Origin of the sequence: Micromonospora mirobrigensis (genome assembly GCF_900091555.1) — a bacterium.
GTDB classification, from domain to species: domain Bacteria; phylum Actinomycetota; class Actinomycetes; order Mycobacteriales; family Micromonosporaceae; genus Micromonospora; species Micromonospora mirobrigensis.
Genome location: NZ_FMCX01000003.1, coordinates 446,319 through 471,145, shown reverse-complemented (window position 1 = coordinate 471,145; position 24,827 = coordinate 446,319). Strand labels below are relative to the sequence as shown.

The window sequence follows — 24,827 nt, the reverse complement described above, 5'->3', positions numbered from 1 at the left end:
CGCAAAGTGATGAGGCGTTCCGTTCGGACCGGCGGCGGCCGGACGTGAGACGATCGCTTCGTGACGGCGATCATCCTGGACGGCAAGGCGACCGCGGCCGAGATCAAGGACGAGCTGCGGACGCGGGTGAAGGCACTGGCGGAGCGCGGCATCACCCCCGGGCTCGGCACCGTCCTGGTCGGGGCCGACCCGGGCTCCCAGGCGTACGTCAACGGCAAGCACCGGGACTGCGCCGAGGTGGGCATCGCCTCGATCCGCCGGGAGCTGCCCGCCGACGCCACCCAGCAGCAGGTCGACGACGTGCTCGCCGAGCTCAACGCCGACCCGACCTGCCACGGCTACATCGTCCAGCTGCCGCTGCCCGCGCACCTGGACACCCAGCGGGCGCTGGAGATGATCGACCCGGCCAAGGACGCCGACGGCCTGCACCCGGTCAACCTGGGCCGGCTCGTCCTCGGCTACGAGGGCCCGCTGCCCTGCACGCCGCGCGGCATCGTCGAGCTGCTGCGCCGCCACGAGGTGCCGCTGCGCGGCGCCCGGGTCGTCGTGGTCGGCCGGGGCAACACCGTCGGCCGGCCGCTCGGCCTGCTGCTCACCCGGCGCAGCGAGAACGCCACGGTGACCCTCTGCCACACCGGCACCCTGGACCTCGCCGCGCACACCCGGGCCGCGGAGATCGTCATCGTGGCAGCCGGCGTGCCCGGCCTGCTCACCGCCGACATGGTCACCCCCGGCGCGACAGTGGTGGACGTCGGCATCACCCGGGTGATCGGCGCCGACGGCAAGGGCCGCTACACCGGCGACGTCGACCCGGAGGTCAACGAGGTCGCCGGCCGGGTGGTCCCGATGCCGGGCGGCGTCGGCCCGATGACCCGCGCCATGCTGCTCACCAACGTGGTGGAGCGCGCCGAGCGCGGCTGACCGGCCGCCGACGGGCGGAATCGCCCGCCGGTGACGTTCGCCCCATCCGGCCGATGGTCGCCGCCCCTGGCCGGTTCGGTGCCACGATGACTGATACGGTCCGGAAAACCGACTGGTATCAGGGAGTGGGACGACCATGGGTAAGAAGGTCACTGTCGTCGGGGCCGGCTTCTACGGCTCCACCACCGCACAGCGCCTGGCCGAGTACGACGTCTTCGACACCGTCGTGATCACCGACATCGTGGAGGGCAAGCCGGCCGGCCTGGCCCTGGACCTCAACCAGTCCCGTGCCGTCGAGGGCTTCGAGACCCAGGTCGTCGGCGTCACCACCGGCCCGAACGGCGAGGGCTACGAGGCCATCGAGGGCTCCGACGTCGTCGTGATCACCGCCGGCCTGCCCCGCAAGCCGGGCATGAGCCGGATGGACCTGCTGGAGACCAACGCCAAGATCGTCCGTCAGGTCGCCGAGAACGTCGCCAAGTACGCCCCGAACGCCGTCGTCATCGTCGTGTCGAACCCGCTCGACGAGATGACCGCGCTGGCCCAGCTCGCCACCCAGTTCCCCAAGAACCGGGTGCTCGGCCAGGCCGGCATGCTCGACACCGCCCGGTTCACCAACTTCGTCGCCGAGGCGCTGAACGTGCCGGTGAAGTCGGTCAAGACCCTCACCCTCGGCTCGCACGGCGACACCATGGTGCCGGTGCCGTCGAAGAGCACCGTGGGCGGCAAGCCGCTGCGCGACGCCATGCCGGCCGAGCAGATCGAGGAGCTGGTCGTCAAGACCCGCAACGGTGGCGCCGAGGTCGTCGCGCTGCTCAAGACCGGCTCGGCGTACTACGCCCCGTCCGCCGCCGCCGCCCGGATGGCCAAGGCCGTCGCGGAGGACTCCGGCGAGACCATGCCGGTCTGCGCCTGGGTCGACGGCGAGTACGGCATCTCCGGCGTCTACCTGGGCGTCGAGGCCCAGATCGGCGCCGAGGGCGTCAAGAAGGTCGTCGAGACCGACCTGGACGCCGACGAGCTGGCCGCCCTGAAGGAGGCCGCCGAGGCCGTCCGCGCCAAGCAGGCCGACGTGGCCAGCATGTGACCCACCCTTTGACCCGCCGGGAGGGGCGGGGCGGCTCCCGCCGCCCCGCCCCTCCCGCACTCCCACCCCACCCCACCCCACCCCCACCCCACCCACCCACCCACCCACCCACCCACCCCACCCCCGCCCCCACCGGTCCGCCCCGTTGATCATGAAGTTAGCGGCGATGTTGATCGCGTTTACTGCCGCTAACTTCATGATCAACGGAGTTGGCGCGGGTGGGGTGGTTGGTGGGGTGGGTGGGTGGGTGGGTGGGTGGGTGGGGTTAGAGGGGGGTGAAGGGGGTGCCGAGGTGGGGGGTGGCCAGGTGGGTGGGGGTCGGGTGGGTGGCGAGGGTGCGTAGGAGGGTCAGGCGGGAGTGGCGGGCCGTGGGCGGGTCCTCCTCGTGGGCGTAGGCCAGCTCCGGGTCGACCAGCTGGACCATGTGGACCAGCAGGTCCCCGGTGAGCAGGAGGCGTTCGTCGCCGGAGTCGACCAGCACGCACTGGTGGCCGGGGGTGTGGCCGGGGGTGCTCAGGGCGCGTACCCCGGGGGTGAGGTCGGTGTCGCCGTCGAGCACCCGGAGCCGGCCGGCGGCGCGCAACGGCGCGACCAGGCCGGCCGGCAGCCCCGGGTTGATCGACTCCATCGTGGCCAGCTCGGCCCGCTGCACCAGGTAGTCGGCGTTGGTGAAGTACGGGCGGCCGGGGGAGCCGGTCACCGCCCAGCCGATGTGGTCGCTGTGCAGGTGGGTGAGGACGACCGTGCGGACGTCGGCCGGGTCGATGCCGGCGGCGGCCAGCTCGGCGGGGAGCCGTCCGGGCACCGGCGCCCAGCTCGCGGCGGGGGAGTCCGCCGGGCCCACGCCGGCGTCGACCAGGGTGACCGGCCCGTCCCCGGTACGCAGCGCGAAGGCGCGGAACGGCAGCCACCATTCGCCGCCGGGGGTGACCGTGGCCGGGTCGCGCCGGTCCGCCTCCCGCCACTGTGCCGGGGTGGCGTCCGGGAACGCCTCCGCGCGGGGCTGGAAGAACGGGCCCTCCGCGTCGGTGAGGGCGGTGACCGTGATAGACCCGAGGGTACGGCTCAGTGGCATCGGCCGATGATGCCAGTGATCTCCCGCGCCGACCGCCCGGTTTTCCCACCCACCGAGGCCGGCTGGGGGGTGCCGGCCCGTTTGCAGTACGCTCGTACTGCTTGAGCACGTGTCCCCCGAGAGGAGCGCCGGCCGATGGCGAAGATCAAGGTAAACAACCCGGTCGTTGAGATCGACGGCGACGAGATGACCCGGATCATCTGGAAGCAGATCCGGGAGCAGCTGATCCAGCCGTACCTCGACGTCGACCTGCACTACTACGACCTGTCGATCGAGAACCGCGACGCGACCGACGACCAGGTCACCGTCGACGCCGCCAACGCCATCAAGGAGCACGGCGTCGGCGTCAAGTGCGCGACCATCACCCCCGACGAGGCCCGGGTCGAGGAGTTCGGCCTGAAGAAGATGTGGCGGTCGCCGAACGGCACCATCCGCAACATCCTCGGCGGCGTCGTGTTCCGCGAGCCGATCATCATGTCCAACGTGCCGCGGCTCGTCCCCGGCTGGACCAAGCCGATCGTCATCGGCCGGCACGCCCACGGCGACCAGTACAAGGCCACCGACTTCGTGGTCCCCGGCCCGGGCAAGGTGACCATCACCTACACCCCGGCCGACGGCGGCGCCCCGATGGAGATGGAGGTCGCCAACTTCCCCGGCGGCGGCATCGCCATGGGCATGTACAACTACGACGAGTCGATCCGGGACTTCGCCCGCGCCTCGTTCCGGTACGGGCTGGACCGCAAGTACCCGGTCTACCTGTCCACCAAGAACACCATCCTCAAGGCGTACGACGGCCGGTTCAAGGACCTGTTCGCCGAGGTCTTCGAGAGCGAGTTCAAGGCCGAGTTCGACGCCGCCGGCATCACCTACGAGCACCGGCTGATCGACGACATGGTCGCCGCCGCGCTCAAGTGGGAGGGCGGCTACGTCTGGGCCTGCAAGAACTACGACGGTGACGTGCAGTCCGACACCGTCGCGCAGGGCTTCGGCTCGCTGGGCCTGATGACCTCCGTGCTGCTCTCCCCGGACGGCCGTACCGTCGAGGCGGAGGCCGCGCACGGCACCGTCACCCGGCACTACCGGCAGTACCAGAAGGGCGAGAAGACCTCGACCAACCCGATCGCGTCGATCTACGCCTGGACCCGGGGCCTGGCCCACCGGGGCAAGCTGGACGGCACCCCGGAGGTCACCGAGTTCGCCAACACCCTGGAGAAGGTCATCGTCGACACCGTCGAGGGCGGCCAGATGACCAAGGACCTCGCGCTGCTCATCTCGCGGGACGCCCCGTGGCTGACCACCGACGAGTTCATGAACGCGCTCGACGAGAACCTGGCGCGCCGCATCAACGCCTGATCCTCGCCCGCGTCACCGACCGAGCCCGCCGGCCCCGCGCCGGCGGGCTCCGTCGTTCCACCGACGGGTGACCCGGTTGCGCCCGGGGGCGGGGCGGCGTCACCGGGGCGACCGGCGGTCGTTGTACCAGGTGGACGTGGTGCCAGTCGCGTCCCGGAAGGTTGACCCGTCGCCTCGCGACGCGAGTGCCGACCAGTCGGCCTTCCCGGCTGTCCTGGACAGCCAGCCGTCCCTTCCCTGCGGGGGGCCCTGTCCCGGGCCCCCCGCGCCCTGTTCAGGGCCCGGTCAGATCGCGCGGAGCTGCTCGGCGGCCCGTTCCGGGGCGATGTCGTTGATGAACACGCCCATCCCCGACTCCGAACCGGCCAGATACTTCAGCTTGTCCTTGGCCCGCCGGATGCTGAACAGCTGAAGGTGCAGGTGGCCCAGCTCGCGGTCGACGCGTACCGGGGCCTGGTGCCAGGCGGCGATGTAGGGCATCGGCAGGTCGAACAGGCCGTCGAAGCGGCGCAGCACGTCCAGGTAGAGCGGCCCGAAGGCGGCCCGCTCGGCGTCGTCGAGGGCCGGGATGTCCGGCACCGGCCGGTGCGGGGCCAGGTGCACCTCGAACGGCCAGCGGGCGGCCGCCGGGACGTACGCCGTCCAGTGCTCGTTGGCGGCGACCACCCGGTCGCCGGCGGCCCGCTCGGCGGCGAGCACGTCGGCGTAGAGGTTGCGGCCGCCGGTGCGCTCGGCGTGCCGGCGGGCGGCGGCGAGCAGCGACCGGGTGCGCGGGGTGACGAACGGGTACGCGTAGATCTGCCCGTGCGGGTGGTTCAGGGTCACCCCGATCTCCACGCCCCGGTTCTCGAACGGGAAGACCTGCTCGACGCCGGGCAGCGCGGACAGCGCTGTGGTCCGGTCGGCGAGCGCCTCCACGACCAGGCGGACCCGTTCCGGGGAAAGGCCGGCGAAGGAGGCGTCGTGGTCGTCGGTGAAGCAGACCACCTCGCACCGTCCCTGCCCGGGGCGGACCGGGGTGAACGGGGTGATCTCGGCCGGTTCCTCGGCGATCCGCTGGCTGAGCGAGGGGAAGCGGTTCTCGAAGACCGCCACGTCGTAGTCGGGCGCCGGGATCTCGGTGTGCCGGTCCCCGCGGGACGGGCAGAGCGGGCACTGGTCGGCCGGGGGGAGGAAGGTGCGGGTCTGCCGGTGCACGGCGACGGCCACCCACTCGTCGGTGAGCGGGTCGTACCGCAGCTGGGAGGCGGGCGGCGGCGGGGGCAGCTCGCGCCGGTCCGGCTGGTCGCGGACCGCGTCGTCCCGCTCGTCGAAGTAGATCAGGTCACGGCCGTCGGCCAGTTCGATCTGCGTACGCTTCACTGCTCCCCCTCGGTGCCCGGCACGATGACCAGTTCGCCCACGTGTTCGCCGAGTACCCGGCGGGCCTCGGGTGCCAACCGGTCGTCGGTGACCAGTACGTCCGCCGCGGCCAGCTCGACGATGGAGGAGATGCCGACGGTGCCCCACTTGGTGTGGTCGGCGATCACCACCAGCCGGTCGGCGGCGGCGACCAGCGCCCGGTCGGTCTCCGCCTCCATCAGGTTCGGGGTGGTGTAGCCGGCCCGTTCGGTGATCCCGTGCACGCCCAGGAAGAGCAGGTCCAGGTGCAGGGACCGGACCGCGGCCACGGCGAGCGGCCCGACCAGGGCGTTCGACGGCGTACGCACGCCGCCGGTGAGCACCACGGTCTGGTCCGGCCGGCCGGCGGTGTGGAAGACCTCGGCCACCGGCAGCGAGTTGGTCACCACGGTCAGCCCGGGCACGTCGACCAGCCGGCGGGCCAGTTCGGCGGTGGTGGTGCCGGCCGAGAGGGCGATCGCCGCTCCGGGGCGGACCAGCTCGGCGGCCCGGGTGGCGATGGCGGCCTTCTCGGCGGGCTGCCGGACGGACTTCGCGTCGAATCCCGGTTCGTCGGTGGAGCCGGGACCGGCGGCGGTGGCGCCGCCGTGCACCTTGGCGAGCAGCCCGCGTTCGTGCAGGGTCTCCAGGTCACGCCGGATGGTCATGTCGGAGACGCCGAACTCGGTGGCCAGGTCGGTGACCCGGACGCCGCCGGTGCTCCGGACCCGGTCCAGGATGGCCGCCTGCCGCTGCCGCGCGAGCACGCGATGCACCTCCGGCTCCCCGCGCAGACTCCCACGCGGTCGAACGTGTTCCAACAAGAATGAACACTAGCGCGCAGCCGGGCGCGGCGGAAGCCGGCCTGCGGACGACCGTCAGGTGGACTGGAGGCGGGGCTCCACCCAGCCGTGCTCGGTCAGGTGCTCCATCACCCTGCGCACCGCCTCGTCGACGGTCAGGTCGGTGGTGTCGACCACCACGTCCGCGTCGACCGGCGCCTCGTACGGGTCGTCAATGCCGGTCATCCCGGTGAGCAGGCCGGCGCGGGCGCGTGCGTACAGGCCCTTGCGGTCGCGCTGCTCGCACACCTCCAGCGGGGTGGCCACGTGCACCAGCAGGAACCCCGCCCCGACGGTCAGGGCCATCTCCCGGGCGGTCGCCCGGGCCTGCGCGTACGGGGCGATCGGGCAGCAGATGCCGACGCCCCGGTGCTTCGCGATCTCGGCGGCCACCCAGCCGATCCGGCGCACGTTGGCGTCCCGGTCGGCCTTGCCGAACCCCAGCCCGGCGGAGAGCTCCCGGCGCACCACGTCCCCGTCGAGCAGGGTGATCGTCCGGTCGCCCTGCTCCCGCAGCACGTCGGCCAGCCCACGGGCGATGGTCGACTTACCGGAGCCGGAGAGCCCGGTCAGGAAGATCACCAGGCCCCGGTGCCGGCGGGCCGGCCGGGCCCGGGCCAGCTCCTTGGCCACCGCGGGCGGGGTGTGCCACTCGGGCAGCGGGAAGCCCCGGTCCAGCAGGTCGTCGATCTCGGCCTGGCTGAGCGCCAGCCGCCGGTTGCGCGGCGGGATGTCCTCCCGCCACCGCCACTGGCCGTCCCGGTTGTCGTAGGCCAGCTCCCGGGGCACCAGCACCCGCAGCCCGGCCCCGGAGAGCATCTCGCCGGTGGTGAGCAGGTGGGTCACCCCGTACGCGGCGGAGACCCGGGCCCGCAGCAGCGCGTCGCTGATCTCGTCGGCCCGACGGGACAGCGGCACCGCCACGATGGTGGCCGGCGGCATCCGGTCCCGGGCGGCGAAGACGCTGCGGACCAGCGCCTCCGAGGGCAGCGCGCTCGCCACCCCGTCACCCACCGGGATCATCACCAGCAGGTGCGCGCCGAGGGTCCGGGCGGCGTGCGCGATCTGGGCGAGCTGCGGCCGGTGCAGCGGCCGGTCGGCGATCACCCCGAGGACCCGGCCGGGTGGCAGCAGCGCCCGCACCTCGTCGGCGTTGCGGCGCAACCGCTGGAACGGCCCGTGCCCGCCGTCGCCGATCCGGCGTACGCCGCCGCCGACCCCGACCAGCCCGTCCCGGGCCGGCCAGAGGTCGGTCACCTCCAGCCCGGCCACCGGCGCGCCCTCGCCGTCGGTGAGCAGCAGCCCCCGCCGCTGCGGATCGTGCGGGTCCAGCCCCTCGGCGAGCGCCGCGGGCACGTGCAGGGTCACCGGCACCGGCCACGGGGTGCCGTCGGCCAGCCGGCCGCGACGGGCCAGCGAGGTCAGGTCGGCGCGGGTCATGAAGCCGGTGAGCGGCGCGTACGCCCCGGACAGCAGCAGCTCCAGATCGGCCAGCTCCGTCGGCCGGGGCGTGTACGCCTGCGCGCCCCGAAGCACGTCGTCGGGCAGCACCCATCCGTTGCTCATCGAACCCCCCACTCCCTGGCCGGCACACAGTTTCGCAGCCGGCCGCCGATCGGTCGAGACCGCCACTCCACCGGTTCCCGACCCGATGGGCGCCGGCGGCGGACCGGTCGGCGGGGCGGGTCAGCCCGTCGGCGTCAGCTGCGCGGCCCCGAACGAGACAGCGAACCGCTTGCACCAGATCGACACGCTGGTCAGTCGGGTGAGGTCGGTGCCGGCGGGGATGGCGTACGCCTGGTCGCCGCGGTTGCCCTTGAGCCGGCCCAGCTCGACCCAGCGGCCGTCGTCGAAGGCCCCCCAGCCGGCCCGGCCGGCGCGGACCGGTTGATCGCTCAACCAGACCCGCAGATCGGGGCCGTTGGAGGTGGCCAGCCCGACCAGCTCCAGCCGATGGCCGCCGTCGGCGGCCCGGACCACCCGGGCGGTGCCGGAGGTGTCGTGCTCCTGGGTGACGAATTCGCCCCGGCTCACCAGTGCGGGTGCGGCGGGGCGTGCCGAGGCGGCCGGTCCCGCGCTCCCGGTGGGCCCGGCGCCGACCGGCGGCGGCACGGTCTCCACCACCTCGGAGAGCCGCTCGTCCACCCGGGTGTCGGTCACCGCCTTCCAGGGCTGGAACCACCACAGCCCGAACACCGCCCCGGCGGTGAGCGCGACGACGACGGCCCAGGACACGGGGGTGCGCGGCAGGCGGATCGGCATGTCGACCATTCTGCGCGGCGACGCGGCCGGGCAGCCTTACGGAACCCTTACCGCACGGGCAGCTGCCCGGAGAGATGTCAGGGGGCTACCCGGGCGATTCCTGATACCCGTGCTGGCGCGGACTCCATACGCTGACCGTCGTGACGCTGATAGCGACCGAGTCGCTGACCAAGACGTACGCGGGCCGGGTCACCGCCCTGAACGACCTGACGGTCGCCGTCGAACCCGGCATCGTCGGTCTGGTCGGCGCGAACGGCGCCGGCAAGTCCACCCTGATCAAGATCCTGCTCGGCCTGCTCGCCCCGACCGGCGGCCGGGTGAGCGTGCTCGGCCTCGACCCGACCACCGACCCGGCGGCGGTGCGGGCGCGGGTCGGCTACATGCCGGAGCACGACGCCCTGCCGCCGGACCTCTCCGCCGCCGAGCTGGTCACCCACCTCGGCCGGATCAGTGGGCTGCCCCGCACGGTGGCCCGGGAACGGGCCTCCGAGGCGCTGCGGCACGTCGGGCTGCACGAGGAGCGGCACCGGGCGGTCGGCGGCTACTCCACCGGCATGAAGCAGCGGGTCAAGCTGGCCCAGGCCCTGGTGCACGACCCGGACCTGCTGCTGCTCGACGAGCCGACCAACGGCCTCGACCCGGCCGGCCGGGACGCCATGCTCGCGTTGATCCACCGGATCGGCACCGAGTTCGGCATCTCGGTGGTGGTCTGCTCGCACCTGCTCGGCGAGGTGGAACGGATCTGCGACACGCTGGTCGCCATCGACGGCGGCCGGCTGCTGCGCGCCGACCGGATCTCCGCCATGACCACCACCACCGACGTGCTCGCCGTCGAGGTCAGCGAGGGTACGGACGAGCTCGCCGGCCGGCTGGCCGCGCTCGACCTGCCGGTGACCCGGGACGGCCGGACGCTGCTCGTCCCGCTCGCCGACGAGGGCACCTACGACCTGATCCTCGGCGCGGTGGCCGAGCTGGACCTGCCGCTGCACCGGCTGGACCAGCGCCGGCACCGGGTGGCCGAACTCTTCGCCGCGAGGGAGCCCAGCCATGTCTGAGCCGACCGGAGTCATCCACGACATCGGCTACCAGCGCTACACCGGCCCCCGGCTGGGGCGCGGACACGTGTTCGGCGCGCTCTACCTGCACGGCGTACGGACCGCGTTCGGGTTGGGCCGCAGCGCCAAGGCCAAGATCTTCCCCTGGCTGGTGGTCGGTGTCCTCACCGTCGTGGCCGCCGGGGCCACCGCGGTACGCGCCCAGTTCGGCCAGGTCGTCATGACGTACGCCCAGTTCGCCGACGCGATGGCCTGGCTGGTCATCTTCTTCGTCGCGGTGGCCGCGCCGGAGCTGGTCTCCCGCGACCTGCGCAGCGGCGTGCTGCCGCTGTACTTCTCCCGGCCGCTGCCCCGCGGCGACTACGCGCTGGCCAAGCTGGCGGCCCTGGTCACCGCGCTCTGGCTGCTGCTCGGCGGCCCGCAGCTGCTGATGTTCCTCGGCGCGGCGTTCAGCACCGGCGACGGGATGCGCGGGGTCTGGAACGAGCTGCTGGACCTGCTGCCCGGGCTGCTCTACGCCGGGCTGTGGGCGGTGGTCTTCGCCTCGATCGGGCTGCTGGTCGCCTCGCTGACCGGCAAGCGGGCGTTCGCCGCCGGCGGCATCGTGGCGGTCTTCCTGATGACCACCCCGATCGTCGGCACCCTGTCGATCATGCCGTCCGCGACGGTCAACCAGCTGGCCTTCCTGGCCTCCCCGTCGACCCTGGTCGGCGCGGTGGGCTCCTGGGCCCTCGGCGACCTGCTGGTGCCCGAGGGGCAGCGCGGCGGCACCATGCCGATCGGCGGCTTCGGCCCGCTCTACGCGGTCGCCGCCGCGGTGCTCGTCGCCGGCTGCGTCACCCTGCTGCTGCTGCGATACCGGAAGGTGGCTGCCCGATGACCACGATCAGCGCGGAGCCGGCGGCTCCCAGCACCCCCGCCGCCGCCCTCGACCTGGCCGGCGTCTCCCGCTGGTACGGCAACGTGGTGGCGGTCAACGACGTCACCATGCGCCTCGGCGCCGGGGTGACCGGCCTGCTCGGCCCGAACGGCGCCGGCAAGACCACCCTGCTGCACATGATGGCCGGCTTCCTCGCCCCGTCCCGGGGCACGGTGACCCTCGCCGGCGAGCCGACCTGGCGCAACCCGGCCGTCTACCGGCGCCTGGGCCTGGTCAGCGAGCGGGAGGCGGTGCACGGCTTCCTCACCGCGTACGAGTTCGTGCTGGCCAGCGCGAAGCTGCACCGGCTGGCCGACCCGGAGGCGGCGGCCCGGCGGGCGATCGCCCTGGTGGAGATGGCCGATGCGCAGGACCGGCGGATCGGCACGTACTCCAAGGGCATGCGGCAGCGCACCCGGGTCGCCGCGGCGCTGGTGCACGACCCGCAGGTGCTGCTGCTCGACGAGCCGTTCAACGGGATGGACCCGCGCCAGCGGCTGCACATGATGGGACTGCTGCACTCCCTGGGCGACGCCGGCCGGACGATCCTGTTCAGCTCGCACATCCTGGAGGAGGTCGAGCAGGTCTCCGGCACCGTGCAGGTGATGGTGGCCGGGCGGCTCGCCGCCTCCGGCGACTTCCGGACCATCCGCCGGCTGATGACCAACCGGCCGCACGTGTTCGCCGTGCACTCCACCGACGACCGGGCGCTGGCGGTGGCGCTGATGGCCGAACCGTCGGTCACCGGGGTGGAGCTGGGCCGTACCGGCCTGACCGTCAAGGCCGGGGACTACGGCGCCTTCACCCGGAGGTTGCCGAAGATCGCGTTGCGGGAGGGGATCCGGGTGCGGCAGCTGCTGCCCGAGGACGAGTCGTTGGAGAGCGTCTTCTCCTACCTGGTGGAGGCCTGAGGATCATGTCGACCGTCTCCTGGATCACCGCGCGCGGGCTCTTCGGCCGCCGCCGCTTCCTGCTGCTCCTGCCGCTGCCGCTGCTGCTGGTGGGGCTCGCCGTGCTCTGCCGGGCGCTGGACGTGCAGCCGGCCGACTGGGGGCCGCCGGTGCTGGTCGGCCTCGGCCTGGCCGTGGTGCTGCCGGTGGTGGCGCTGGTCATCGGCACCGGCGTGCTCGGCGCCGAGATCGACGACGGCACGGTGGTGCACATCCTGACCAAGCCGCTGCCCCGCTGGCAGATCGTGCTGCCGAAGCTCGCCGTGGCCACCGGGGTCACCGCGGCCACGGTGGCCGTCCCGCTGCTCGTCGCCGGGGTGCTCGCCGACTCGGTGCGGCTCGGGCTGGGGCTGGCCGTCGCGGCGGCGCTCGGCGCGCTGGCGTACTCGGCGCTGTTCCTGGCGCTCTGCCTGCTCACCCGGCGGCCGGTGCTGCTCGGCCTGGCCTACGTGCTGATCTGGGAGGGCCTGCTGGGCAACTTCATCGACGGCACCAAGGTGCTGTCGATCCAGCAGTGGGTGATCGCCATCGCCGACCGGGTCGCCCCCACCGACCTGCTGACGGGCAGCGTCTCCGTCCCGGTCGCCGCCGTGCTCACCGCCCTGGTCAGCGTCGGCTTCACCGTCCTCGCGATCGACCGCCTGCGCTCCTTCTCGGTCGCCGGCGAAACGAGCTGAGGTGTAAGCAGGGGCCCCTTCTTAACGCCTGCCGGATAGGAAGGGGCCCCTGTTAACAACGTCCGCCGCCTCCCCGGTGTGCCAGCACCGGCGCACCGGGCTCCGCCGCCCGTTCGTCAGACGGTCACGGAGACGGTGACCGTGCCGATGAGGATCCGGTGGTCGGAGCAGGGGCCGCCGCAGGCGGTCGAGATGGACAGCGAGTCGCCGCTGTACGGGCCGGTGATCCGGTCGTCGCGGACGAAGATGAGGTCGATCTTCTTGCCCTGACCGCAGAGCCCTTCGGTGTTGCCGTCGTACACGGTGGTTTCGCCGTATCCGAGGCACCGGGTGTCGGTGTCGTCGAGCTCCCGGTGATGCCCGGTGTTGCCACCGTTGTACGCCGTGTTCAAGCTGGGGGAGTACCAGGCGTCCAGACGTCCGTAGTGTGGCTGGGCGTTGAAGTCGCCCGCGATGAGGACGGTGTCGCCGGCGGCGGCGAAGCTGTCGAGCCGGCTCCGCACCTCGGTCAACTGGGTCACGTTGATGCTCTGACCGTTGATCACCGAGTTGGACGGGGTGATGTGGGTGGTGCAGAACCGCAGGTGCGGCCGGGCTGCGAGGGGAGCGCAGAGCAGCTTGCGCCGCTCGCTGGTGCCGTCCTCGGCCAGGGCGTAGCGGTTGGCCGGGCCGAGGGGTGCCTTGCTGAAGATGGCCACCCCGAACGGCTCACCACCGCAGGCGGTGTCGTTGTGCGCCTCGAACCGGGAGAAGTTGGTGTCGTCCGCGGGCCAGCCGGAGGCGAGCAGGTTCGCCTGTACGGCCTTGTACTGGTCCCAGCAGAGTTCGTTGAGCGCGGCGAAGTGGGCGGCCCGGTTCCGGATGGAGTCGGCCAGCGCCGGAATCAGGCCGTCGTTGGTGGCACCCCGGTGCATGGTCCAGCCGGCGACGTTCCACGTCCAACTGGTGTAGCTGGCGTTGACGGTGGCCGCCCGGGCGGGTCCGGCCAGTCCGATGGCGACGAGCAGACCGGCGGTGAGGCCGGCCACGAGCGTACGGATACGCATGATCCCCCGTATTCACTGTGATGAATCCTGGTCGGAGATCGTCGCACGAGTCGATGGACGGGTCCACCCCGTCGGTGGACCGGGCCACTCCGTCGCTCGGGTGTTAAGAGGGGCCCCCTGCTATACGCCAGGCGTTAACAGGGGGCCCCTCCTTACACCTCAGAAGGCGCAGGCGATCACCAGTTCGGGGGTGCGGTCCGGGAGCAGGTCCAGCCTGGCGACCCGGCCCGCGGCCCGGACGTCGTCGGCGATCAGGGTCAGCTGGTCGAGCAGGGCGGCCGGGCCGAGCGCCTCGGCCAGCGGCACGTCCACCTTCATCGACAGCTTCCGCTCCGACTTGGCCCGGCGGATCTGGCCCAGCGCATCGGAGGCCAGCCGCAGCAGCTCCGGGTCACCGGGCGCCTGGACGGCCCGTCCGACCTCGTAGGTGGTGGGCCAGGTGGCCCGGTGCACCGAGCCGTACCGCCACCACGACCAGACCTCCTCGGTGACGAACGGCAGCACCGGCGCGAAGAGCCGCAGCTGCACCGACAGGGCGGTGGCCAGCGCCGCCCGGGCCGAGTCGGCGCCCGGCCCGGTGCCGTAGGCGCGTTCCTTCACCAGTTCGATGTAGTCGTCGCAGAACCGCCAGAAGAACGCCTCCGTGGCCATCAGCGCGGCGGTGTGGTCGTACCCGTCGAAGGCGGTGGTGGCCGCCGCGACCACGCCGGAGAGTTCGGTGAGCATGGCGGTGTCCAGCGGCTCGGTGACCGGCGCCCGCAGGGCGTCGGCGGCGCCCGGCCCGAGGGCGAACCGGGAGGCGTTGAGCAGCTTGGTGGCCAGCCGCCGGCCCACCTTGATCTGCGCGGGGTCGAACGCCAGGTCGGTGCCGGGTCGGCCGTTGGCCGCCCAGTAGCGCACCGCGTCCGAGCCGTTCTGCTCCAGCAGGGCCATCGGGGTGACCACGTTCCCCTTGGACTTGGACATCTTCTTCCGGTCCGGGTCGAGGATCCAGCCGGAGAGCACCGTGTCCCGCCAGGGCAGCACGCCGTGCTCCTGGTGGGCGCGGACCACCGAGGAGAAGAGCCAGGTCCGGATGATCTCCTGCCCCTGCGGGCGCAGGTCCATCGGGAAGACCCGGGCGAACAGGTCCGGGTCGGTCTCCCAACCGCCGACGATCTGCGGGGTCAGCGACGAGGTGGCCCAGGTGTCCAGCACGTCCGGGTCGCCGACGAAACCGCCCGGTCGGCGGCGCTGTGCCTCGTCGAATCCGGGCGGCGGCTCACTGGACGGGTCGATCGGCAGTGCCGCCTCGTCCGGTGTGAGAGGGTGGGTGAAGTCCGGCTCGCCAGCGTCGTCGAGCCGGTACCACACCGGCACCGGCACGCCGAAGAAGCGCTGCCGGCTGACCAGCCAGTCACCGGTCAGCCCGCCCACCCAGTGCTCGTAGCGGTGTCGCATGTGCTCCGGCACCCAGCGCAGCTCCCGGCCCCGGGCCAGCAGCTCCTCGCGCAGGCCGGCGTCCCGGCCGCCGTTGCGCAGATACCACTGCCGGGTCGAGACGATCTCCAGCGGCCGGTCGCCCTTCTCGTAGAACTTCACCGGATGGGTGATCGGGCGCGCCTCGCCCACCAGGTCACCGGCCGCGGTCAGCAGCTCCACCACGGCCCGCCGGGCGGCGTTCACGGTCTGCCCGGCCAGCGCCGCGTAGGCCCCGGCCGGCACGCCGGCCGGCGGCTCGGGCAGCAGCCGGCCGTCCCGGCCGATCACCACCCGGGTCTCCAGCTCCAGGTCGCGCCACCAGGTCACGTCGGTCAGGTCACCGAAGGTGCAGACCATCGCGATGCCGGTGCCCTTGGCCGGGTCCGCCAGCGGGTGCGCGCGCACCGGCACCTCGACGTCGAAGACGGGGGTACGCACAGCCGAGCCCACCAGGTCGGCGTACCGCTCGTCGTCCGGGTGGCAGACCAGCGCCACGCAGGCCGGCAGCAGCTCCGGCCGGGTGGTGTCGATCAGCACCTCCCGCCCGCCGGAGCCGTGGAACCGCAGCCGGTGGTACGCCCCGGGCCGCTCCCGGTCCTCCAGCTCCGCCTGCGCCACGGCGGTGGCGAAGCCGACGTCCCAGAGCGTCGGCGCGTCCGCCTGGTACGCCTCGCCCCGGGAGAGGTTCCGCAGGAACGCCCGCTGGCTGGCCGTCCGAGCCGCCCGCCCGATGGTGGTATACGTCAGCGACCAGTCCACCGACAGCCCGAGCCGCCGCCACAGCGCCTCGAACACCTGCTCGTCGTCGGCCGTGAGCAGCTCGCACAGCTCGATGAAGTTGCGCCGGGAGATGGCTGTCGGGTTCTTCCGGGCGTCGTCGCCGACCGGGGTGGCCGGCGGCCGCCAGTCCGGGTCGTACGGCAGGGCCGGGTCGGGGCGCACCCCGTAGACGTTCTGCACCCGGCGTTCGGTGGGCAGGCCGTTGTCGTCCCAGCCCATCGGGTAGAAGACCGCCCTGCCGCGCATCCGCTGGAACCGGGCCACCGTGTCGGTGTGCGTGTACGAGAAGACGTGCCCCATGTGCAGCTCGCCCGATACGGTCGGCGGCGGCGTGTCGATCGCGTACACGTCCCGCCGCTCCTTGCTGCGGTCGAAGGTGTACGTGCCCTCCTGCTGCCAGTGCCGCGCCCAGGTCTCCTCGATGCCGTCCAGGGTCGGACGTTCGGGGACGCCGGCGCGGGCCGTCCTCGCCGTGTCGGTCATCGCTCGATCGTAGGCACCACCGGCCGGCGCGACCACGTGGTTTGCCCCGCACGGCCGGCCGCTCAGAGCAGGGACTCGCGCCACTGCCGGTGCAGGGCGGCGTACCGGCCGTCGGCCGTGGTGAGCCGCTCGGGCGAGCCGTCCTCGACGATCCGGCCGCCGTCGACGACCAGCACCCGGTCGGCGATCTCCACGGTGGAGAGGCGGTGCGCGATCACCAGCGCCGTCCGGTCCCGCAGCACGGTGGCCAGCGCCCGCTGCACCAGCCGTTCGCTCGGCACGTCCAGCGACGAGGTGGCCTCGTCGAGGATGAGCACCCGCGGGTCGGCCAGGAACGCCCGGGCGAACGCGACGAGCTGCCGCTGCCCGGCGGAGAGCCGGCCGCCGCGCCGGTGCACCTCGGTGGCGTACCCGTCGGGCAGGGCGGCGATGAAGTCGTGCGCGCCGATCGCCCGGGCGGCGGCCTCGATCTCGGCGTCGTCCGCGTCCGGCCGGCCGAACCGGATGTTCTCCGCCACCGAGCCGCTGAACAGGTGGTTCTCCTGGGTGACCAGGACCACCGCCCGACGCAGCTCGGCGTCGGCCAGGTCGCGCAGGTCGACCCCGTCGAGGTCGACCGTGCCGGTGACCGGGTCGTGGAACCGGGCGACCAGCTTGGCGATGGTGGACTTGCCGGCGCCGGTCGGCCCGATCAGCGCGACCGTCTGCCCCGCCGGGACCAGCAGGTCCAGCCCGGCCAGCACCGGCGCGTCGGCCCGGTAGCCGAAGCCGACCCCGGCGAAGCGCAGCCCGCCCCGGCCCGGGCCGGCGGGCAGCGGCACCGGCCGGGTCGGCTCGGGCACCCCGGGCGGCTCGTCGAGCACCCCGGCCAGCTTCTCCAGCGCGGCCGTCGCCGACTGCAACGAGTTGTAGAACTGGCTCAGCTCCTCCATCGGCTCGAAGAAGCGACGCAGATAGAGCAGGAACGCGGCGAGCACCCCGACCGCCATCCCGCCGCCGAGCACCCGGGCGCCGCCGTAGCCGAGCACCACCGCCACGGTGACGTTGCCGATCGCCCGGATCCCCGGCGAGAAGATCGCGATCAGCCGGAACGCCCGCAGGCTCGCCTCCCGGTAGTCGTCGTTGACCGCCTCGAAGATCCGCTGGTTGCGCCGCTCCCGCCGGTACGCCTGGACCGCGCGGATCCCGCGCAGCGACTCGACGAAGTGGACGATGACCAGCGCCACCGCCTCCCGGGTGCGCCGGTAGGCCGCCGCCGACGAGCGGGCGAACCAGCGGGACAGCAGCAGCAGGAACGGGAAGGCGAGCAGGGTCGCCCCGGCCAGCGGCGGGTCCAGCCAGAGCAGGATGCCCGCGACGGTGAGCACCGACAGCGCGGAGACGACCAACCGGTCGACGCCCCCGTCGACGAGTTCGGCGATCGAGTCGAGGTCACTGGTCAGCCGGGCGACCATCCGGCCGGAGGTGTACCGCTCGTGGAAGCCGACGGAGAGCCGCAGGAAGTGGTCGTACACCCGGCGGCGCAGCTCCAGCAGGACGGCCTGGCCGATCCGGGCGGAGAGGGTGAGGAAGCCGCGGCGGGCCGCGTACTCGACGACGGCGGCCAGGCCGAACGCGGCGGCCAGCGCGACCAGCGGTCGCGGGTCGCCGGCCCGCAGCGGCGCGATGCCCCGGTCGATGCCGAGCATGACCAGGTACGGTCCGGCCATCGCGGCGGCGTTCTGGGCCAGCAGCAGCGCGACGGCGCCACCGAGGCGGCGGTGGTGCGGGCGGAGCAGGTCGCGCAGCAGCACCCGGCTGCGGGCCCGCAGCCGGGCCATCGCCTCGGGGGAGCCGTCCTCGGCCCGGCTGCGGTCGGCGTCCGGGTCGGTGGCCCGGCCCCGCCACCGGGCCAGCTCGGCCGCGTCGCCGGTGGCCGGCCCGGCGTGGTCGGCGGTCACGACCGCACCAGCCCGGCCCCGTTGGGTTTCCGGGGCGGCGGCACCGCCGGCCCGGTCCCCCCGGGGCCGGCGGAGAGCACCGCACGGTACGCCGGGACCTGCGCCAGCAGCTCGGAGTGGGTGCCGGTGGCGACGATCCGGCCCCCGTCGAGCAGCGCCACCCGGTCGGCCAGCGCCACCGTGGAGGGCCGGTGCACCACCAGCAGCGCGGTGGTGTCCGCCAGCACCCGGCGCAACGCCCCCTCTACCAGCGCCTCGGTCTGCACGTCGAGCGCGGAGAGCGGGTCGTCGAGGACCAGCAGCGCCGGCCGGCCGAGCACCGCCCGGGCCAGCGCGAGCCGTTGCCGCTGCCCGCCGGAGAGGGACAGCCCCTGCTCACCGACCCGGGTGGCCAACCCCCACGGCAGGTCGTACGCGAAGTCCGCCTGGGCCAGCGCCAGCGCCGCCCGGACGTCGTCCTCAGCGGCGTCGGGGCGGCCGAGGGTCAGGTTCTCCCAGACCGACATGGAGAAGAGGGTGGGCTCCTCGAACGCCACCCCGACCAGCCGGCGCAGCGAGCCGAGCCGCAGGTCCCGCACGTCGTGCCCGTCGACGGTGATCCGCCCACCGGTGACCTCGTGCAGCCGGGGGACCAGGGACAGCAGGGTGCTCTTGCCGCTGCCGGTGGCGCCGACCAGGGCGAGCGTCTCGCCGGGCTCGACGGTCAGGTCGATCTGGCGCAGCACCGGTGCGGTGGTGCCCGGGTAGCGGAAGGCGACCTGTTCGAAGGTGAGCCGGCCGCGCACGGCGGCCCGGGGCAGCTCGACGGCGTGCGGGGCGTCCACGATCGACGGGGCGGTGTCGAGCACCTCGTGGATCCGGTCGGCGGCGGTGGCGGCCTCCTGCCCGTTGGCGATGATCCAGCCGAGCGACTGGACCGGCCAGATCAGCATGAGCTGGAGGCTGACGAAGGCGACCAGCTGGCCGACGGTGAGCCGGCCGCCCGCCACGGCGGCCGCCCCGAGCACCAGCACCGCGCCGAGGGTCAGGTTGGGCACCAGGTCGAACAGCGCCGACGTGCGGGCCAGCAGCCGGGCCTTGGCCACCCCGGTGTCGTGCAGCGTGCGGGCGCTGCCGGCGAACCGCTCGGCCAGCTGCGGCCCCCGCCCGTACGCCTTCATGGTGCGCAGTCCCTGGGCGGTCTCCTCGACCAGGGTGGCCACGTCGCCCTGCTGGTCCTGCATCCGGCGGGACGCGGCGTGGTAGTGCCGGGCGAACCGGCGGCTGATCAGGAACAGCGGGACGGCGCTCGCGGCGACCAGCAGCCCCAGCCCCGGGTGCAGCCGGATCAGCAGCACCACCACCGCCAGGTAGGTGGCCACGTTGAGCACCAGGAAGAGCAGGCCGAAGGAGAGGAACCGGCGGATCACCGAGAGGTCGCTGGTGATCCGGGACAGCAGCTGACCGGACTGCCAGCGATCGTGGAAGCCGGCGGGCAAGCGTTGCAGGTGGGCGTAGACGTCGGCGCGGATCGCCGCCTCCATGCCCACCGACGAGGAGGACTGGGTCCACCGCCGGATGAAGATCAGCACGGCCTCGGTGAGCCCGAGCAGCAGCGCCAGCCCGCCGAGGCGGAGCACCCCGGCGGTGTCGTGCCGGGCGATCGGCCCGTCCACCACCTGCTGGGTGAGCAGCGGAACGGCCAGGCTCGCCGCCGTGGCCGCCAGGGCGGCGGCCAGCAGCCAGCAGAACTGCCCGGCGTACGGGCGCAGGTAGGGGCGCAGCCGCAGCAGGTTGCGCAGCGGACGGGGGCGGGCGTCGCGGGGGACGCGGTCACCGTCGCTGGACGCAGGCACTACCCGACGGTAGCGGCAGTAGCCGACAGTTTCGGTGTCAGCTTGGCGTCATCGCGGGCACCCTGCCCTGCTCGTGGGCGAGCAGCCACGACTTGACCGGCAGCCCCCACCGGTAGCCGCCGAGCGTCCCGTCGGTGCGCAGCACCCGGTGGCAGGGGACGAAGAGGGCGACCGCGTTGCGGGCGCAGGCCGCGGCCGCCGCGCGTACCGCCAGGGGCCGTCCGGCGCGGGCGGCGAAACCGGTGTACGTCACCGGTCCGCCCGGTGGCACCTCGCGGAGCACCGCCCAGGCGTGTCCCATGAACGGCCCGCCGGTGTGCTGGCGGACCGGGACGGTGTCGATCGCGGTCAGCTCGCCGTCCAGGTAGGACGCGACCGCCCGGCCGACCGGGCCGAGATCGGTGCGGGGGTGCAGGTCGCCGCGCAGGCTCGGGTGCATCAGCGGGAGCAGGGTGGCCGGGTCGGCGGTGAAGCCGGCGGCGCGTACCGCCCCGTCGGGGTCGGTGAGGACGCTCAGCGGGCCGGCCGGGGTGTCGATGACGGTGCTGTCCAGGGTGGTCATGCCGCTCTCCAGAGTCGGATGGTCGCGTAGGACCGCCAGGGGCGCCAGCGGTCGGCGTACGTGTCGAGGGTGGACGGGTGGTCGGGCAGGCCGAGGGCGCGGGCGCCCCGGCGTACCGCCAGGTCGGTGGCGAGCAGGACGTCGGGGTCGCCGAGGGCGCGCATGGCGATGTAGCCGGCGGTCCACGGCCCGATCCCGGGCAGCGCGGTCAGCCGCCGCACGGTCTCCGCCCGGTCCCCGGCCCCGTCGAGGTCGACCTCCCCGGCCGCCACCGCCCGGGCCAGCCCCCGGATCGTCTCCCGCCGCCCCACCGGCATCCGGAACCCGTCATCGGCCACCCCCAGCACCTCCGCCGCACTCGGAAACCCCCGCAACCCACCCGCCCTCGCGCTCGGCTCGCGTTGATCATGAAGTTTGCGGCGGTTTTGGAGATCCACATCGCCGTCAACTTCATGATCAACGAGGGCGGAGGGGGTGGGGAGGTGGGTGAGGAGGTGGGAGAGGGTGCTGCGGGCGGAGGCCAGGGAGACCTGTTGGGTGGTGATGGCGCGCAGGGCCATCTCGAAGCCGTCCACGGCTCTCGGGAGGCGGATGCCGGGGTCCGCCGTCACCTGCGCCGCCAGGGTGGGGTCGGTGGCCAGGGTGGCGTCGACGGCCTCGGGGTCGGCGTCGAGGTCGAGCAGGCGGCGGCAGCGGGCCACCGCGGGGGCCAGGTCGCGCATGTCGGTCAGCCGCAGGGTGGCGGCCACGTGACCGTCCGCCGGGGTCAGGGCCGCCTCGCCGGTGCCGTGCGGCAGCCGCAACCCCCGGCGGTACGTCCCGTCGCGTACCTCCTCCACGCCGGGCAGCGCCCGCACCGCGAGGAAGTCCAGCAGCGCGTCGGCGTGCAGCGGCGGCCGGTACGCCAGGCGCAGCGTGATCGTGCCCGCCCCGCCGGCCGCCGGTCGCCGCCCGCGCGCCGTGCGCAGCTCCGACGGGGGTACGCCGTACACCTCCCGGACCGTGTCGTTGAACTGCCGGACGCTGCCGAAGCCGGCGGCGAACGCGATCTCCGCCATGCCCATGGCGGTGGTCTCGATCAGCGTGCGGGCGGTCTGCGCGCGTTGTGCCCGGGCCAGCGCGAGTGGCCCGGCGCCCAGCTCGGCGTGGAGCATCCGGTGCAGGTGCCGCTCGGTGTAGCCGAGCCGCTGGGCCAGCCCCGGTACGCCGTCCCGGTCGACGGTCCCGTCGGCGATCAGCCGCATCGCCCGGCCGACCACGTCGGCGCGGACGTCCCACTGGGGTGAGCCGGGGGCGGCGTCGGGCCGGCAGCGGCGGCAGGCCCGCAGCCCGGCGCCCTGCGCGGCGGCGGCCGACGGGAAGAACCGGACGTTGCGCCGCTTCGGGGTCATCGCCGGGCAGGACGGCCGGCAGTAGATTCCGGTCGACGTCACGCCGGTGTAGAACCAGCCGTCGAACCGCTGGTCACGGCTGTCGACGGCGCGGTAGCAACGCTCGAAGTCCAACTCCACGCCAACGATGATGCCCCCTGCTCAGCACCGGTGGCTGGCGGGATTCGGACCTGGCCGTGGCGGCTGCCGGTCGGGGCGGGACGCGAGAAAGTGTCGGTAGTGGTGGCTACTGTCCCGTTCACCAACGTCAGAAAAGGTGCGGGGATGGCGAGCGTGGCCGGGCGAGGTGCCCGCTGATGCGGTCGGGGCGGACACAGCTGGACCGCGCGGTGGTGCAGGGCCTCTACGACCGGATGCGGGTGGTGGCGTCGGCGGCGTACGGCGCGATCGAGCGGGACCGGGCCGGCGACCCGGAGCTGCCCTTCGCGGAGACGGCCTGCGGCCGGCTGGCCGGCTCCCTCGACGGTCCCGGGCTGCGGGCGCTCGGCATGTGGGCGCACCACTGGTGCATGCGCTTCTACGACGACGACACCCGGGTCGGCCTGCGCCTGGTCCGGGAGATCGCCGGCCGGTCCGGGCTGGGCTGGACGGCCGACGAGGCGCGCTGGCTGCTCGAACGGTCCCACGCGGCCGGCCCGGCCGCCGCCCACCGGTTCACCCTGCCGCTCGCCGCGGCGGCGGAGCTGCCGCCGGGCACGCTGCCGCCGCCGGTCGACCCCGGGCGGCCGGCGGCCGGCGCCGGGGACATCCCGGGTGGCGTGGAGGACGCGGCAGCCGGTGGCGGCGAGGTGGGCTGGCGTCTGGCCGGTTGACCCGGCGGGTCGGCCGACGGTGGCGCAGGATGATCACTGACCCGACGGAGAGGAACGACATGCCCGCCAGCGAACCCACCATCGTCGCCACCAGCATGGGCTTCTCGTCGCGCGGGCGCGGCCCCTGGGTGGCCGCTCCCGGCCCGGTCTTCGACCTGCTGGCCGACCTGTCGGGCGCCGCCGAACCGAGGATCTGCTACCTCAACCAGGCCGTCGGCGACCAGCCCACCTCGCTCACCGTCTGGTACGCCGCCTTCGCCGGCACCCGCTACCGATCGTCGCACCTGGCGCTCTTCCCGATGCCCAACGTCGACGACGTGCGGGCCCACCTGCTCGCCCAGGACGTCGTCTGGGTCGGTGGCGGCAGCGTGGCCAACCTCTGCGCGGTGTGGCGGGCGCACGGTCTGGGGGAGATCCTCCGCGAGTGCTGGGAGGCCGGGGTGGTGCTCGGCGGCGTCTCCGCCGGCTCGATCTGCTGGCACGTCGGCGGGGCCACCGACAGCTACGGCCCGGAGCTGCGGTCGTTCACCGACGGGCTGGGTTGGCTGCCGTACGGCAACGGGGTCCACTACGACAGCGAGGCGCAGCGCCGGCCGCTGATGCACCGGCTGGTGGCCGACGGGACGCTGCCGGTGAGCCACTGCACCGACGACGGGGTGGGGCTGGTCTACCGGGGCACCCGGCTGGCCGAGGCGGTCGCCGAGCGGGCCGGGGTGGCGGCGTACGAGCTGCGTCGGGGCGACGACGGCACGGTGACCGAGACGGTGATCACGCCCCGGGTGCTCGGCTGAGCGGTCTTCGGCCCGCCGGCGGCTGTGCTGGTCGGAGTCGGGCGGGGTCGGCCGCGTAGACTGGCCGCCCGTGAGCCTCACCATCGGGATCGTCGGCCTGCCCAACGTCGGCAAGAGCACCCTGTTCAACGCGCTGACCAAGAACGACGTGCTCGCGGCGAACTACCCGTTCGCCACGATCGAGCCGAACGTCGGCGTGGTCGGGCTGCCGGACGAGCGGCTGGGCAAGCTGGCCGAGATCTTCTCCTCGCAGAAGGTGCTGCCGGCGCCGGTGTCGTTCGTCGACATCGCCGGCCTGGTCCGGGGCGCCTCCAAGGGGCAGGGCCGGGGCAACGCGTTCCTGGCGAACATCCGGGACGCCTCGGCGATCTGCCAGGTGGTGCGCGCCTTCTCCGACCCGAACGTGGTGCACGTCGACGGCAAGGTCTCCCCGGCCGACGACATCGAGACGATCAACACCGAGCTGATCCTCGCCGACATCCAGACCCTGGAGAAGGCGCTGCCGCGGCTGGAGAAGGAGGCCAAGCTCCGCAAGGACCGGGCCGCCGCGGTCCAGGCCGCGAAGCAGGCCGTCCAGGTGCTCGACGGCGGCACCACCCTCTACTCCGGGGCCGCCGCCGCGAAGATCGAGCTGGAGCACCTGCGCGAGCTGCACCTGCTCACCACCAAGCCGTTCCTCTACGTCTTCAACGTCGACGAGGCCGAGCTGGGCAACGCCGGGTTCCTCGACGAGCTGCGCGCGCTGGTGGCGCCGGCCGAGGCGGTCTTCATGGACGCCAAGATCGAGTCCGAGCTGGTGGACCTGCCCGAGGAGGAGGCCCGCGAGCTGCTGGAGTCGATCGGGCAGTCCGAGCCGGGGCTGGACCAGCTGGTCCGGGTCGGGTTCCGCACGCTGGGGCTCCAGACGTACCTGACGGCCGGCCCCAAGGAGGCGCGGGCCTGGACCGTGCCGGTTGGCGCGACCGCGCCGGAGGCCGCCGGGGTGATCCACAGCGACTTCCAGCGCGGCTTCATCAAGGCCGAGGTGGTCTCCTACGACGACCTGGTCGCGGCCGGATCGATGGCGGCGGCGAAGGCCGCCGGCAAGGTCCGGATCGAGGGCAAGGAGTACGTCATGCAGGACGGCGACGTGGTGGAGTTCCGCTTCAACGTCTGAGTCCGGCCCGTTGTGGCAGGTCAGGGCGTTGGGTCTTGGCTCGGGGGCA

General features: G+C 73.5%; 21 protein-coding genes. 10 read left to right on the top strand and 11 right to left on the bottom strand.

The window, feature by feature from the left end; translation table 11 throughout:
- The first annotated feature begins 60 nt into the window (after positions 1-60).
- Positions 61-921 (top strand): bifunctional methylenetetrahydrofolate dehydrogenase/methenyltetrahydrofolate cyclohydrolase, encoded by an 861-nt coding sequence (locus GA0070564_RS13330; RefSeq protein WP_091608526.1) that lies wholly within the window; start codon positions 61-63, stop codon positions 919-921.
- Between the two features lie 136 nt (positions 922-1,057).
- Positions 1,058-2,008, top strand: a complete 951-nt coding sequence (locus GA0070564_RS13325) for a malate dehydrogenase (protein WP_091608521.1) — start codon at positions 1,058-1,060, stop codon at positions 2,006-2,008.
- Positions 2,009-2,273: 265 nt separating this feature from the next.
- Here the strand turns inward: GA0070564_RS13325 and GA0070564_RS13320 are convergent, their stop codons facing one another.
- Positions 2,274-3,083, bottom strand: a complete 810-nt coding sequence (locus GA0070564_RS13320) for an MBL fold metallo-hydrolase (protein ID WP_091608517.1) — start codon at positions 3,081-3,083, stop codon at positions 2,274-2,276.
- Positions 3,084-3,218: 135 nt separating this feature from the next.
- Between GA0070564_RS13320 and GA0070564_RS13315 the strand changes: the two genes are divergently transcribed.
- Positions 3,219-4,436 carry an NADP-dependent isocitrate dehydrogenase gene (locus GA0070564_RS13315; protein WP_091608513.1) on the top strand — a complete coding sequence of 406 codons (1,218 nt, stop codon included), beginning with the start codon at positions 3,219-3,221 and terminating at the stop codon, positions 4,434-4,436.
- Positions 4,437-4,721: 285 nt separating this feature from the next.
- On the opposite strand, the gene galT is transcribed toward GA0070564_RS13315, so the two are convergent.
- From galT to GA0070564_RS13295, 4 genes are all read right to left on the bottom strand, one after another.
- On the bottom strand, positions 4,722-5,798 hold the full coding sequence (gene galT / locus GA0070564_RS13310) for a galactose-1-phosphate uridylyltransferase (RefSeq protein ID WP_091608508.1): 1,077 nt from the start codon (positions 5,796-5,798) through the stop codon (positions 4,722-4,724).
- Positions 5,795-6,583 (bottom strand): DeoR/GlpR family DNA-binding transcription regulator, encoded by a 789-nt coding sequence (locus tag GA0070564_RS13305; RefSeq protein ID WP_091608504.1) that lies wholly within the window; start codon positions 6,581-6,583, stop codon positions 5,795-5,797. The genes galT and GA0070564_RS13305 overlap by 4 nt, the downstream gene beginning before the upstream one ends.
- Before the next feature lie 111 nt (positions 6,584-6,694).
- The gene (gene cysC, locus GA0070564_RS13300) at positions 6,695-8,224 is read right to left on the bottom strand and encodes an adenylyl-sulfate kinase (RefSeq protein ID WP_091608501.1); all 1,530 of its coding nucleotides are present in this window, start codon (positions 8,222-8,224) and stop codon (positions 6,695-6,697) included.
- A gap of 120 nt (positions 8,225-8,344) precedes the next feature.
- Positions 8,345-8,920 (bottom strand): DM13 domain-containing protein, encoded by a 576-nt coding sequence (locus tag GA0070564_RS13295; protein ID WP_091609164.1) that lies wholly within the window; start codon positions 8,918-8,920, stop codon positions 8,345-8,347.
- Between the two features lie 140 nt (positions 8,921-9,060).
- On the opposite strand from GA0070564_RS13295, the gene GA0070564_RS13290 reads away from it, so the two are divergent.
- Genes GA0070564_RS13290 through GA0070564_RS13275 form a run of 4 tightly spaced genes read left to right on the top strand, consistent with a single transcriptional unit; the run spans position 9,061 to position 12,521 of the window.
- Entirely contained in the window at positions 9,061-9,975 is a 915-nt protein-coding gene (locus GA0070564_RS13290; RefSeq protein ID WP_091608497.1) for an ABC transporter ATP-binding protein, read from the top strand.
- Positions 9,968-10,855, top strand: a complete 888-nt coding sequence (locus tag GA0070564_RS13285; RefSeq protein ID WP_091608493.1) for an ABC transporter permease — start codon at positions 9,968-9,970, stop codon at positions 10,853-10,855. The genes GA0070564_RS13290 and GA0070564_RS13285 overlap by 8 nt, the downstream gene beginning before the upstream one ends.
- Positions 10,852-11,805 carry an ABC transporter ATP-binding protein gene (locus tag GA0070564_RS13280; RefSeq protein WP_091608488.1) on the top strand — a complete coding sequence of 318 codons (954 nt, stop codon included), beginning with the start codon at positions 10,852-10,854 and terminating at the stop codon, positions 11,803-11,805. Before GA0070564_RS13285 ends, GA0070564_RS13280 begins: the two co-directional genes overlap by 4 nt.
- A gap of 5 nt (positions 11,806-11,810) precedes the next feature.
- On the top strand, positions 11,811-12,521 hold the full coding sequence (locus GA0070564_RS13275; protein ID WP_091608484.1) for an ABC transporter permease: 711 nt from the start codon (positions 11,811-11,813) through the stop codon (positions 12,519-12,521).
- 116 nt (positions 12,522-12,637) lie between these two features.
- On the opposite strand, the gene GA0070564_RS13270 is transcribed toward GA0070564_RS13275, so the two are convergent.
- From GA0070564_RS13270 to GA0070564_RS13245, 6 genes are all read right to left on the bottom strand, one after another.
- Positions 12,638-13,567: an endonuclease/exonuclease/phosphatase family protein gene (locus GA0070564_RS13270; protein ID WP_091608481.1), complete on the bottom strand. Its 930-nt coding sequence runs from the start codon at positions 13,565-13,567 to the stop codon at positions 12,638-12,640.
- A 159-nt stretch (positions 13,568-13,726) separates the two neighbouring features.
- Complete coding sequence (gene valS, locus GA0070564_RS13265) at positions 13,727-16,291, bottom strand: valine--tRNA ligase (protein ID WP_091608478.1); 2,565 nt, start codon at positions 16,289-16,291, stop codon at positions 13,727-13,729.
- Positions 16,292-16,353: 62 nt separating this feature from the next.
- Positions 16,354-18,231, bottom strand: coding sequence for an ABC transporter ATP-binding protein (locus GA0070564_RS13260; RefSeq protein WP_091608475.1), 1,878 nt, complete (start codon positions 18,229-18,231; stop codon positions 16,354-16,356).
- Positions 18,228-20,066, bottom strand: a complete 1,839-nt coding sequence (locus tag GA0070564_RS13255; protein WP_091608471.1) for an ABC transporter ATP-binding protein — start codon at positions 20,064-20,066, stop codon at positions 18,228-18,230. The genes GA0070564_RS13260 and GA0070564_RS13255 overlap by 4 nt, the downstream gene beginning before the upstream one ends.
- A 37-nt stretch (positions 20,067-20,103) precedes the next feature.
- A complete protein-coding gene (locus GA0070564_RS13250) occupies positions 20,104-20,628 on the bottom strand; it encodes a methylated-DNA--[protein]-cysteine S-methyltransferase (protein ID WP_091608467.1) in 525 nt (174 codons plus the stop codon).
- Entirely contained in the window at positions 20,625-22,139 is a 1,515-nt protein-coding gene (locus GA0070564_RS13245) for a DNA-3-methyladenine glycosylase 2 family protein (protein WP_091608463.1), read from the bottom strand. Before GA0070564_RS13245 ends, GA0070564_RS13250 begins: the two co-directional genes overlap by 4 nt.
- 176 nt (positions 22,140-22,315) lie before the next feature.
- Between GA0070564_RS13245 and GA0070564_RS13240 the strand changes: the two genes are divergently transcribed.
- The 3 genes from GA0070564_RS13240 to ychF all read left to right on the top strand — a co-directional run bounded on the left by GA0070564_RS13240 (position 22,316) and on the right by ychF (position 24,778).
- Positions 22,316-22,831, top strand: a complete 516-nt coding sequence (locus GA0070564_RS13240) for a hypothetical protein (RefSeq protein WP_245669961.1) — start codon at positions 22,316-22,318, stop codon at positions 22,829-22,831.
- Positions 22,832-22,890: 59 nt separating this feature from the next.
- Positions 22,891-23,622 (top strand): Type 1 glutamine amidotransferase-like domain-containing protein, encoded by a 732-nt coding sequence (locus GA0070564_RS13235; RefSeq protein ID WP_091608458.1) that lies wholly within the window; start codon positions 22,891-22,893, stop codon positions 23,620-23,622.
- Between the two features lie 70 nt (positions 23,623-23,692).
- Positions 23,693-24,778, top strand: coding sequence for a redox-regulated ATPase YchF (ychF, locus tag GA0070564_RS13230; protein ID WP_091608454.1), 1,086 nt, complete (start codon positions 23,693-23,695; stop codon positions 24,776-24,778).
- Positions 24,779-24,827: the final 49 nt, after the last annotated feature.

What these genes read in the sequence shown, in the direction of transcription:
- GA0070564_RS13325 (WP_091608521.1), top strand. Translation starts at nt 1,058, where the DNA reads ATGGGTAAGAAGGTCACTGTCGTCGGGGCCGGCTTCTACGGCTCCACC.
- GA0070564_RS13320 (WP_091608517.1), bottom strand. Translation starts at nt 3,083, where the DNA reads ATGCCACTGAGCCGTACCCTCGGGTCTATCACGGTCACCGCCCTCACC.
- GA0070564_RS13315 (WP_091608513.1), top strand. Translation starts at nt 3,219, where the DNA reads ATGGCGAAGATCAAGGTAAACAACCCGGTCGTTGAGATCGACGGCGAC.
- cysC (WP_091608501.1), bottom strand. Translation starts at nt 8,224, where the DNA reads ATGAGCAACGGATGGGTGCTGCCCGACGACGTGCTTCGGGGCGCGCAG.
- GA0070564_RS13295 (WP_091609164.1), bottom strand. Translation starts at nt 8,920, where the DNA reads ATGCCGATCCGCCTGCCGCGCACCCCCGTGTCCTGGGCCGTCGTCGTC.
- GA0070564_RS13285 (WP_091608493.1), top strand. Translation starts at nt 9,968, where the DNA reads ATGTCTGAGCCGACCGGAGTCATCCACGACATCGGCTACCAGCGCTAC.
- GA0070564_RS13280 (WP_091608488.1), top strand. Translation starts at nt 10,852, where the DNA reads ATGACCACGATCAGCGCGGAGCCGGCGGCTCCCAGCACCCCCGCCGCC.
- GA0070564_RS13275 (WP_091608484.1), top strand. Translation starts at nt 11,811, where the DNA reads ATGTCGACCGTCTCCTGGATCACCGCGCGCGGGCTCTTCGGCCGCCGC.
- GA0070564_RS13270 (WP_091608481.1), bottom strand. Translation starts at nt 13,567, where the DNA reads ATGCGTATCCGTACGCTCGTGGCCGGCCTCACCGCCGGTCTGCTCGTC.
- valS (WP_091608478.1), bottom strand. Translation starts at nt 16,291, where the DNA reads ATGACCGACACGGCGAGGACGGCCCGCGCCGGCGTCCCCGAACGTCCG.
- GA0070564_RS13250 (WP_091608467.1), bottom strand. Translation starts at nt 20,628, where the DNA reads ATGACCACCCTGGACAGCACCGTCATCGACACCCCGGCCGGCCCGCTG.
- GA0070564_RS13240 (WP_245669961.1), top strand. Translation starts at nt 22,316, where the DNA reads ATGCGGTCGGGGCGGACACAGCTGGACCGCGCGGTGGTGCAGGGCCTC.
- GA0070564_RS13235 (WP_091608458.1), top strand. Translation starts at nt 22,891, where the DNA reads ATGCCCGCCAGCGAACCCACCATCGTCGCCACCAGCATGGGCTTCTCG.